The organism is Desmonostoc vinosum (assembly GCF_059505385.1).
Window position 1 is genome coordinate 1 of sequence record NZ_JCACKM010000197.1, and the last position, 10840, is coordinate 10840.

Genomic DNA, 10840 nt, shown 5'->3' on the forward strand with positions numbered 1-10840 from the left:
TCGTAACCCTTTAGTCTTTGTAACTTTAACTCCTTTCAGAAAAAAAGAAAGACCAAATGAAAATTGGATGTTAAGTTCATGAAAAATTGAAGTCTAGTTTTGATTAAAGTCTTCTCAAGACCCACTTTTGCGTTTATTAATACAAGTGGCTATGCATGAGTTAAGGTTTAAATTCTGTGTTTCAAACCTCAATTACTGTCCGTTGATTTAATTAAGTTATTATTTGCAGAAATTTGAGACATCTATCTATAAGCTGAAAGAATCTATTCCTTTCGTTTTAAATATGTTTTAGCTTATTAAATGTGTGTTTATTTTAGCGTCTGGGCAGCCTATTCTTTATATCCTCTCAATTACGCTAAAGTTGCAAATGAGCGTGCATCTAGCTTGAGCCTGGAGGAAAGAACCATGAAAGCAGTGCTAATGACAGCACCTGGCAACCCTGAAGTTTTACAATTTCAGGAAGTGCCTAACCCCACCGTTCCTGTAGAAAATACTGAACTTTTAATCCGTTTAATAGCAGCTGGCGTTAACCCGATTGACACCAAACTACGTCAGCGAGGCACATTTTACCCTGAAGCACTGCCTGCCATTTTAGGGTGTGATGGTGCAGGTATCGTTGAGGCAGTTGGTGCTGGTGTTGAACGTTTTCGCCCAGGGGACGCAGTATATTTTTGTTATGGTGGCTTAGGCGCACACCAAGGTAATTACGCTGAATATACTATTGTTGATGAGCGATTTGTAGCGCGAAAGCCCACTGCTATTTCCTTTGCAGAAGCCGCCGCCGCACCTTTGGTATTAATTACCGCCTGGGAAGCTTTATACGAACGGGGACGATTGGAACCTGGGGAACGAGTTCTAATTCATGCTGGGGCTGGCGGTGTTGGTCATGTAGCAATTCAGTTGGCAAAACTCAAAGGTGCTGCGGTTTCTACTACTGTGAGTTCTCAAGAGAAGGCTAATTTCGTTCAACAATTAGGCGCTGATTATGTAATTTTATACAAACAAACCGACTTTGTACAAGCAGCGCTTGATTGGACTAACGGTGAAGGCGTAGATCTGGCTTTTGACACTGTAGGCGGCGAAACTTTCCAGAAAACTTTTCCTGCTGTGCGTGTGTATGGTGACATCGTGACGATTTTGGAACCAAACGCTAACACTGTTTGGAAAACTGCGAGAAACCGTAATCTCCGCATTGGTTTAGAATTAATGCTGACACCAATGTTGTTAGGAATGGTTGAGAGTTTAAAGCACCATGCAGAGATCCTCCAAGAGTGTGCTGATTGGATTGATCAGGGTAAGTTGAAAATCCATGTTAGTCATAGGTTGCCTTTGAAAGAAGCAGCTAGAGCGCATCAGTTGCTGGAAAATGGGTCTAACACAGGTAAAATTGTTCTGCTGATGAGTGATGAATAGATTTGTATAAGTTATTTTTTCAACGCAGAGGGGCGCTGAGGTTAAACGCTGAGAGAAGTCTGAGCGGGGGCTTCCGCCGATCAGAACTTCGGTGGGTACGCAAAGTAGTTTCTTGGCTGTGTTTTGTGTGCCTTTGCGTTTTATGTTTTTTTCCTCCATCTGCTGGGGCTGTACAGACGCAACCAGAACGTGTATCTTTGACTGTGGAATTGTTGCAAGAGCGACTACGAACACCGATACTCCGTGAAGGGAGTTCGACTGTAGATTTACGACAAATGGTGATTGATTTACGACCAGAGAATGCTGGCTTTCGTGATGCTTTTTACCAATTGTTGCGAAAAGAACTGCAAAAGACTGGTGTAAAACCTTTGGGTTTAGATCTGAGTTACTCTTTGATTCAAGGGGATTTTGCGGGTAGCGAGTTGGGTTTGAGAACGCCGTTGTATGCTCAAGCGATCGCTCCTATTTTTACCGCTTCTGAGCAAGAACAACTGGAACGTTTGCGGTATATTTGTTTGGAATCACTGGCGATTGCTTTACCTAACTCGAAAGATTGTCGCTCACTTTTAGGCACTCAGTCAACCCCTGCCACTGAAATCGCTGTCTTTCGCGGTGCTTTGACGCTGGTGCAAACTCGTTTTAATGGAGAAGTGCAGTTTCCGAATACATTTTTTCTTCAGTCTATAGATGCTCAAGATGCAATTTTTTTAAAACTAACTAATTGGAATGAAAGCAGATTTAGCCGTGCTGTAAGTTTTAATGGGGCTAGCTTTCGGCAAGTAAGTAAGTTTGATAATAGTGTGTTTTTTGATAAGGCTTATTTTAAACAAACTCAATTTCAAGAAGCTGCTGATTTCTCTGGTAGTATATTTGTTAATAATGCCAATTTTACACAAGCAAATTTCAAGCAGTTAGCGCAATTCGGTGGTGTGCAGTGGCAAGGGAATGCTGATTTTTCTAGTGTGCGCTTTTCTAATCAGGCACAGTTTACTAAAGCAAGTTTTGAACAGTTATTCTTTCTGACAGAAGCGACTTTTGAGCAAGCTATTATTTTTCGAGAAGCAGAGTTTAACCAACCTGTAAATCTGCGTGGTGCTAGCATTCTCAATCAAGCAGATTTTAGCGATGCTAGATTTAGTCAGGAAGCTTTTTTAAATGTTCCTGGTTTAACTTTTAACTCTAACCAAGCAAAGATTTTAGGCAATCCAGGTCAAATTGGTAAGATGTTGTGCGTCCCAACATTGCAAGGAAATCAAAGCGTTTTACGGAATTTGGGACAAAATTTTCGTCAGCAGCAACAAATTGCTGATGCTAATCAGTTGGAGTATACAAAACAACGATTACGATTAACAGAATTAAGCCATCGTTTGTTGGCGACAAATATTAACAGTGCTTCTTTCAAGAGTTTAATCAATCTGGGTTTTTCGCCAATTCAAGCAGAAGCGATCGCCTCGCGTCGTCAACTCAAACCGTTTCGCAATAGCAGCGAGTTGCTGACTTTAGCAGATATTGATTTAGAAATGTATACCCAATTAAGCGATCGCTTAGTTGCCAGCGAACCTCTTGATTTTGGTGGATGGTTATTGCAAGCTTGGAATTGGTTAGCTTTGAGTGTATTGCTACTGTTGAGCGGTTATGGTACAAATTTTTGGTTAGTGTTTGGTGTAGGGGGATTAGCGATCGCTTACTTTGGTTGGCTATTTTGGCTAATAGATCGCTATCGTCGCTGGCGTCCAGTACCAATTGTTCCCACTTATTACGAAACCATTTCGATATTGATTAGTTTTAGCTTTTTAACATTTTTAAGCTTGCTAGCTATCTTTCGTAACACAGAACAACCTCTACTGACATTGGGATGTCTCTTAATTATTATTGTCCCCTTACCGATGGCTTTATTGCTGCGACTTTATCAACAAGGACGTTATCACAATTTAATCGACGTTTCCTACTTCACAGAAGACGGGACTTTACGCCAGTTACGATTGCTAATTGGACGTTTACCAGTGATACCAAGAAATTTGCTGTTCCGTGAACGATATATGCACTTACTATGGGATCGACGCTGGAATTGGCTCAACTACTACGACTTTAGCCTCAACAACTTAGTGAAATTGGGATTTAATGACATCCGTTTGCGAGACGAACACTTACCTAGTATTATCTCTGCACTAGCTTGGTATCAATGGAGTTTGGGCGTATTATATATCACGCTGGTTTTGTGGACTCTCTCACGCACAATTCCCGGCTTGAATTTGCTGATTTATCTCAAATAAGAATAATTTGTATTGTACTTGGTGTTAAATAATTCGTAATTCGTAATTCGTAATGACGCGACGCTCCTGTGTCGCTCTAAGCGAAGCTATGCCGTAGGCTTTACGCTGACGCTCGAGGACTCGCTACCGCTTCGCTAACGCTATCGAAGACTCGCTACCGCTGACGCTCGTACCTCGCTAACGCTAACGTAATTTGTAATTAAGTTTTGTAATAGGGATTTAGCGCAAAGTCACCAGGGGGTTTCCTCCGATCTTACGGCAGTTGTTCATGGGGGTTTCCCCCATGAACAACTGCCTCAACTTTGTAAGACAGACCCCAACACAAAACTTGCTGGTTATAGAACCGGGGGACTTAAACCCACAGAACTCGTTAATTACTAAGATTACAAATGACAATCAATTGCAACCACCATCTTTTCTTGATGTTGGTATAAAAGACTTCGGAAGTTTTGTTGCCATTCTTCATCAAGTTTTCCTTTACGGTCGTGCCACTTTCCATCAGGCGTAACGATAGCGTATGAAACTAAATCAGGCGCTAGGGTAGAGATCGGGCAAATATTGTCTTCTAATTGCACATTATCTAGTCCGTATCGACGTTGAAATTCTTGGGGATTGAGATTGTAATGCTGCTCTTTACCCCAAATGACACCATCATATCGACCACCAATCACAAATGCGTCACATTTTGCTTGCAAAGATGGATTATCTTCATCTGCTTCAAAATATTGCATCATCAATTCTTCAGCCTTTTTACCTGGGTTTGATTCTGTGCGATCAACAATCACAAGTGTTAGAAAATGGCTCATTTCTAGTTTATCCAAAAGTGACCAATCAGAGTTATGTTCTATGCCTCAATATAGCAATCCTAAATCATTCGTGAGAACTAAGAACCCTGAATTATCAAATAAGTTGGGTATCTACGAATTACGAATTACGAATTACGAATTACGAATTACGAATTACGAATTACGAATTACTTGGTCAATCCATCAAAATCAAGTGCAAAGAATCTAAACGCACATACCAAGGAAAAGGTTGGTCTTTCATCATTACCCATTTTTCCTTAAAAACTTCTGCTTGCAAATGATAATCCTGAATATTGTCAGCAGCAGAATGCAGCTTTAAAAATAATGTCATGCGATGGGGGGTTTCACTTGTTCTTGCTAACCAACAAGTAAACGTGTTTTCACCAGATGAGTCGTTGGTAAAAATGATTTGATGGGCGCGAATACCAACGTGAGATATTTCGTTGTTGATTGGTTCAATCACTTGCAAATTGCAACCCCAATCGATTGCTTTTAGCTGTTGCGATGATTGGTGAACAACACGAGAGAAGTTCTTGCAGCCAGTTAGTTGAGCAACACTGACAGTTGCGGGATGCTCAAAAATCTCGTGCTTGGAACCGTGGTGAACTGCTCTACCATTCTCTAATACCAACAAATTGGGGCAAACTCGGTAAGCCTCTTCCATATTATGAGTCACAAATAGAGCTACACCTTGATAGTCAGCTAAAGTTGCTGTCATTTGTTGCTCTAATTGACTACGTAGGTGGGTATCGAGTGCGGAGAATGGTTCATCTAAAAGTATAGCTTCGGGCTGGCTTGCCAATGCTCTTGCTAAAGCTACCCGTTGCTGTTGCCCACCGGAGAGTTGGTGTGGATAACGATCGCCCAATCCTTCTAATTGCATTGCTATGAGTTGCGCTTGTGCTTGTACGCGTCTAGCCCCAGTCGATAGTCCCTTGGGTAAGCCGAAAGCAATATTTTGTGCGACAGTCATATGTGGAAACAACGCGTAGTTTTGCAATAAAAAACCAATTCGGCGATCGCGGCTAAGTAAATTAATTCTTTGTTCTGAGTCAAATAATACTCTGTCATTCAAAACAATCCGCCCTCTTGTTGGTGTTTCTATCCCTGCAATGCAGCGTAAAATCATACTCTTACCTGCACCAGAACCCCCCAACAATCCCAATGTTTGCTCTTGGGTATTGAATGATACTTGTAAATGAAAACTCGACAGTCGTTTTTCAATATCTACAAGCAAGCCAGTTGTATATAAGTGCGTAGATAAAATAGCATCATCACCGTCATCTCCCCACGTCCCCAAGTCTCCACGTCCCCGCGTCCCCTTCCCCTTCCGCCTTTGCTCTTGCCAAAAGTTAACCGCAACGATTCCTGATAGAGAAATCACCATAATTGCGATCGCCCAAAACCAAGCTTCGTCCATTGCTCCTGCTTCCACGGCAAAATAGATGGCCATGGGAATTGTCTGTGTTTGTCCAGGAATATTACCAGCCAGCATTAAAGTTGCACCGAATTCTCCCAAGGCACGAGCGAAAGCTAGGGTTGTGGCTGCTAAAATGCCCGGAAACGCTAAAGGTAAACTAATTCGCCAAAAGATTGTGGTTTCTGAAGCTCCAAGGGTTCTGGCTACTTGCAGCAAACTACCATCAATTTGCTCAAAAGCTCCAAGTGCAGTTTTATACATTAGCGGGAAAGAAACCACAGTAGCTGCGATCGCTGCACCGTACCAAGTAAACACAATGGTAAAGTTAAATGGCTCTAGGAGTTTGCCTACAGGGCCATTTTTGCCAAAAAATAGCAGCAATAAAAAACCAACAACCGTAGGCGGTAAAATTAGGGGAGCAATAAAGATACCCTCAATCAAAGATTTACCTCTACCGCGATATCCCAGCATCCAGTAGGCAGAAACAATACCTAAAAAAAAGGTAATAAATGTTGCCAGTAATGAAGTTTTGAGTGATATCCACAGAGGCGATAAATCTAGTGGCATAGCTTGTGTTGGGGACGCGGGGACACGGGGACACGGAGACGCGGAGACATGGGGATACGGAGACGCGGGGACACGGGGACGCGGGGACACGGAGACGCGGAGAAAATTTCTCCCTCATCCCCCGGTTGGTGAGTTTCGGCTACGCGGTAATCGAGCGAAGTCGAGATTCAACTACCGTTTCGGCTACGCGGTAATCGAGCGGAGTCGAACCACATTATTTCTTACTTTACCAACATAAAGTTAAAAAAGTTGGTAAAAATTATAGATTAATCACAATAAGGTGTGTTGTGGCGTAGCGCAATGCACTTCTGAAATTTTAGGTGCTAGATGAAATATTTGTGTGTACACCACGCATCTCTTCCCAGTGCCTAGTCCCCAATCCCCATTGACGGTTTAGCGTGAGAATAGTCCTGATTAATTCCACTCTTATGCTTTACCCACAGCGTTTAACTCAATTCACTAGAGAACATGCAGACACTGTAGCAACTTTGCTTTGCGGGTTTCTGTTATTTCTTGGATGGTTGGCTTTGCATCTTGGCGCTTTGGGGTGGGCACTGCTGTTATTACCTGCCGCTTACGTCATTGGTGGTTACGAGAGTGCGCGTGAGGGACTGACTACCCTAATCAAAGAAAAGGAACTTGATGTCGATTTACTGATGATTGTCGCGGCTTTAGGTGCTGCTAGCCTTGGTTTATGGCGCAGGGAATACCATTTAATTATTGATGGGGCAATTTTAATTCTAATTTTTGCCATCAGTGGCACGTTAGAAGGCTATGCCATGCGGCATACTGAGCGCAGTATCCGCAGTTTGATGAATCTGACACCAGACACAGCAAGGGTTGTGTATCTAGAAACAGAGGAAATATTGCCGATCGCTCAATTAAAGGTGGGTAATGAGATTGTTGTCAAACCTGGAGAGTTAATTCCCACTGATGCAGTAATTGTATCTGGTTATAGCACCCTCAACCAAGCCGCGATTACAGGTGAGTCTTTGCCTGTGGAGAAAACTGTAGGTGATGAAGTATTTGCAGGCACACTCAATGGTTATGGGGCATTGAAACTCAAACTTCATAAACCAGCGTCAAGTAGTTTGATTCAGCGCGTAATTCGCTTAGTAGAACAAGCACAAACAGAAGCGCCACCTTCGCAACAATTTATCGAGCGATTTGAGCGAGAATATGCGCGGGTAATTGTGATAGCTGGGATATTACTGGCAACTTTACCACCGTTTATTTGGGGTTGGGACTGGGAAACCACGATTTATCGTGCCTTAACTTTTTTGGTGGTGGCTTCCCCTTGTGCATTGATGGCTGCAATTATGCCCACATTGCTTTCAGGAATTGCCAATGGTGCAAGAGCGGGGATTTTGTTTAAAAATGGCGCTCAGTTAGAGAAAATTGGTAGAGTGCGAGCGATCGCCTTCGATAAAACTGGTACTCTCACAATAGGACAGGTAAAAGTCTCGCAAGTAATCTCAGCTAGTGAATATACACAAGATAATGTACTGCAAACAGCAGCAATTGTAGAATCTCGCTCCGAACACCCTATTGGTAAAGCAATTGTTCAAGCGGCTGCTAATTTGGATTGGGTGAGTGCAACTGAAGTACAAGCCTTACCTGGACGGGGTATTGTCGGAATTATCCAAGAACAAAAAGTGATTGTAGGAAACGCGGCTTTTGTACAGCAGTATGTAACAAATTTACCGAATGAGTTGCGAGAAAAAGCTACAGATTTGGAACAACAAGGTAAAACCGTCGTTTGGGTAGCACGGGAAGAGGACACGGGGACGCGGGGACGCAAGGACGCGGGGACAATTTCCCCCTCATCCTTCCAAATAATGGGTGTAATTGCTATTGCCGACGAGGTGAGAGTGACAGCAACTGCGACTATTAGCCGCTTAAAGAAATTGGGAGTTGAGCAAATTGTCATGTTAACGGGGGATAATGAGCGAACTGCTCACAGTGTCGCGCAGGAAGTTGGTATCGAGCGGGTGTATGCAGAACTTTTACCGGAAGATAAGCTAGATGTGATTCGTAATTTACAGAAACAGTATCAAACTGTGGCAATGGTGGGGGATGGAATTAATGATGCACCAGCTTTAGCTCAAGCGTCTGTGGGTATTGCGATGGGTGTGGCTGGGAGTGACGTGGCATTGGAAACCGCAGATATTGTATTGATGGCAGATAAGTTAGAGAAGATTACTGCGGCGATACATTTGGGCAGGCGATCGCAAACAGTAGTAAAACAGAATATAGCGATCGCTATATGTTTTATAGTTTTGCTATTGATTGGTAATTTTTTAGGTAATGTGAATCTACCTATAGGTGTGATTGGGCATGAAGGTTCAACAGTATTGGTTACTCTCAGTGGGTTGAGATTATTGAAATAGGGGATTTATCTCGCGCAAAGACGCACAGAGGAGAGTGGGGGAGGCAGGGGAGAAATAACAACACCAATTCCCCATTCTCTACACCATGAGAGACAATAACAAATGGTAACAAACCACCAACAGCTGACAAATGACAAATTTACAAATTTTCCTTGACATTGCCACAGAAGCGGCACTAGCTGCGGGTGCAGTTTTGCAAGGTTATCTAGGTAAGTTAGAAGACGTGGTGATTGAAAAAGGACGCCCCGGTGATTTAGTTACTGCTGCTGATAAAGCTTCGGAAGCAGTGGTTTTGGAGGTTCTAAACCGTCACTTTCCCCAACACTCTATTCTTGCTGAAGAATCAGGGAAACTGGGTAATCAAGATAATGAATACCTCTGGGCAATAGATCCTTTAGACGGCACAACTAACTATGCTCATCAATACCCATTTTTCGCAGTTTCAATTGGGCTATTAATTCATGGTGTGCCACAAGTTGGTGTAATTTACGACCCATTTCACAATGAATTATTCCGTGCAGCTACGGATTTAGGCGCAACACGCGATCGCCGCCCCATCAAGGTTTCAAAAACAACTGAATTAAGCAAAAGCCTCTTGGTGTCAGGTTTTGCCTACGATCGCCGCGAAACATCAGATAATAACTACGCAGAATTTTGTCACCTCACCCACCTTACCCAAGGAGTTCGGCGTAGCGGTTCAGCATCGCTAGATTTAGCCCATGTTGCCTGTGGGCGTCTAGATGGTTACTGGGAAAGAGGTCTTTCTCCTTGGGATATCGCAGCTGGGATAATTTTGTTACAAGAAGCTGGCGGTAAAGTCACTGCTTATGACGGCACTCCTGTAAAAATCGATACAGGCAGAATCCTTGCCACTAATGGTCATATTCATCACCACCTCAGTCGTGAATTGATGCAAGTTCGACCACTGGGTTGAAGATAGGGAGTAGGGAGTAGGGAGTGGCGATGTGGGAGTAGGGAGTAGGGAACCCACGCCTTAAGGCGTGGGATTGAAGTAAGGACGCATTGTGCCTCGTTGCAAGCAATCTCGGCACAAATCTTTTCCTAACAGTGGGCAATAACCCACAAAAGACAGTTTTTAATGTTTTTGTATCCCTACTTCCTACTCCCTACTCCCTACTCCCTACTCCCTGTTTTTGTAAGGGTTTTGAACACCTACACCTCTGCACCCCTCTTGTAGACTATAGACGCACAGTTGAGCGTAGCAGGATGACTTTACGACTATCAACTAGGATGGCATAAAAACCACGTTCATTAAGTTTTTGTAATGTGTTGTATGCTTCAGTTTGGTTAGTTGTATAAACTGCTAGTAAGTAAGGGCGTTGTCCATAGGAGGCAAAACCGACGTTACCTCCAACTGTTTGCTGTACGCTAGTTGCTAATTCTGGACGATTAAAATAATCCACCAGTACTGCATAACCCTCTTTTAATGCTTGGGGATTATAGCTAACTGTTTGCTGCTGCTGCTGAGTTGGCTGTGGTTCAGATGGTCGAGTAGTAATGATTGCAGACAATCCTACAATACTACTGACATATCTCGCCCAACGATTAGCATCATCGATTCTGTTAAATCCTCCTATGCGCGTCACAGTTTCGTTGAGATACTGGCAAGTAACAGTCTTGAGTTCCGGCGGTAAGGCGCTACGCAGTTGCTTGCGTTTATCTGCTGTGGGACTGACTACCAATAAAAGGTACTCCCCGGCAGTTGGAGGTTGGCAAGCAGGAATAGTTTGCTGAGCAAAGACAGAACCAGCATTACTCATCAATCCCGCGATCGCTAATACTAAAACACTTGGTAAATTTTTAAATGTCTGCACAAAAGTTTAGTTACATGAATTATTAATGTGTCTCAAAATATTTTATCGAGAATTTGGGTTGAAAACCCCGTCCTACGCTGCGCTGAAGGACGGCTTTTTCGCAACGAATTTCGTATTTACACACGATGGCGTTTAG

8 protein-coding genes are annotated in these 10840 nt (G+C 43.1%); 5 read left to right on the top strand and 3 right to left on the bottom strand.

Annotated elements, in window-relative coordinates:
• Positions 1-405 precede the first annotated feature (405 nt).
• Together AC5JMF_RS24130 and AC5JMF_RS24135 are read left to right on the top strand one after the other, a co-directional pair.
• The gene (locus AC5JMF_RS24130) at positions 406-1413 is read left to right on the top strand and encodes a zinc-dependent alcohol dehydrogenase family protein (RefSeq protein WP_495798239.1); all 1008 of its coding nucleotides are present in this window, start codon (positions 406-408) and stop codon (positions 1411-1413) included.
• A gap of 125 nt (positions 1414-1538) precedes the next feature.
• A complete protein-coding gene (locus tag AC5JMF_RS24135) occupies positions 1539-3686 on the top strand; it encodes a pentapeptide repeat-containing protein (protein ID WP_495798240.1) in 2148 nt (715 codons plus the stop codon).
• A 383-nt stretch (positions 3687-4069) separates the two neighbouring features.
• On the opposite strand, the gene AC5JMF_RS24140 is transcribed toward AC5JMF_RS24135, so the two are convergent.
• Positions 4070-4492 (bottom strand): hypothetical protein, encoded by a 423-nt coding sequence (locus AC5JMF_RS24140; protein ID WP_495798241.1) that lies wholly within the window; start codon positions 4490-4492, stop codon positions 4070-4072.
• A 175-nt stretch (positions 4493-4667) separates the two neighbouring features.
• Positions 4668-6479, bottom strand: coding sequence for a molybdate ABC transporter permease subunit (gene modB / locus AC5JMF_RS24145; protein ID WP_495798242.1), 1812 nt, complete (start codon positions 6477-6479; stop codon positions 4668-4670).
• Here modB and AC5JMF_RS24150 point away from each other — a divergent pair.
• From AC5JMF_RS24150 to AC5JMF_RS24160, 3 genes are all read left to right on the top strand, one after another.
• Positions 6442-6717 carry a hypothetical protein gene (locus AC5JMF_RS24150; protein WP_495798243.1) on the top strand — a complete coding sequence of 92 codons (276 nt, stop codon included), beginning with the start codon at positions 6442-6444 and terminating at the stop codon, positions 6715-6717. The genes modB and AC5JMF_RS24150 overlap by 38 nt on opposite strands.
• Before the next feature lie 190 nt (positions 6718-6907).
• Positions 6908-8869: a heavy metal translocating P-type ATPase gene (locus AC5JMF_RS24155; protein ID WP_495798244.1), complete on the top strand. Its 1962-nt coding sequence runs from the start codon at positions 6908-6910 to the stop codon at positions 8867-8869.
• A gap of 130 nt (positions 8870-8999) precedes the next feature.
• Complete coding sequence (locus tag AC5JMF_RS24160; RefSeq protein WP_495798245.1) at positions 9000-9803, top strand: inositol monophosphatase family protein; 804 nt, start codon at positions 9000-9002, stop codon at positions 9801-9803.
• Positions 9804-10068: 265 nt separating this feature from the next.
• Here the strand turns inward: AC5JMF_RS24160 and AC5JMF_RS24165 are convergent, their stop codons facing one another.
• Positions 10069-10650: a hypothetical protein gene (locus AC5JMF_RS24165; RefSeq protein ID WP_495798246.1), complete on the bottom strand. Its 582-nt coding sequence runs from the start codon at positions 10648-10650 to the stop codon at positions 10069-10071.
• Between the last annotated feature and the right edge of the window lie 190 nt (positions 10651-10840).

Excerpts from the sequence above, each read along its gene's own strand:
- AC5JMF_RS24130 (WP_495798239.1), top strand. The coding sequence starts at position 406 with ATGAAAGCAGTGCTAATGACAGCACCTGGCAACCCTGAAGTTTTACAA.
- AC5JMF_RS24140 (WP_495798241.1), bottom strand. The coding sequence starts at position 4,492 with ATGAGCCATTTTCTAACACTTGTGATTGTTGATCGCACAGAATCAAAC.
- AC5JMF_RS24160 (WP_495798245.1), top strand. The coding sequence starts at position 9,000 with ATGACAAATTTACAAATTTTCCTTGACATTGCCACAGAAGCGGCACTA.
- AC5JMF_RS24155 (WP_495798244.1), top strand. The coding sequence starts at position 6,908 with ATGCTTTACCCACAGCGTTTAACTCAATTCACTAGAGAACATGCAGAC.
- AC5JMF_RS24165 (WP_495798246.1), bottom strand. The coding sequence starts at position 10,650 with ATGAGTAATGCTGGTTCTGTCTTTGCTCAGCAAACTATTCCTGCTTGC.
- modB (WP_495798242.1), bottom strand. The coding sequence starts at position 6,479 with ATGCCACTAGATTTATCGCCTCTGTGGATATCACTCAAAACTTCATTA.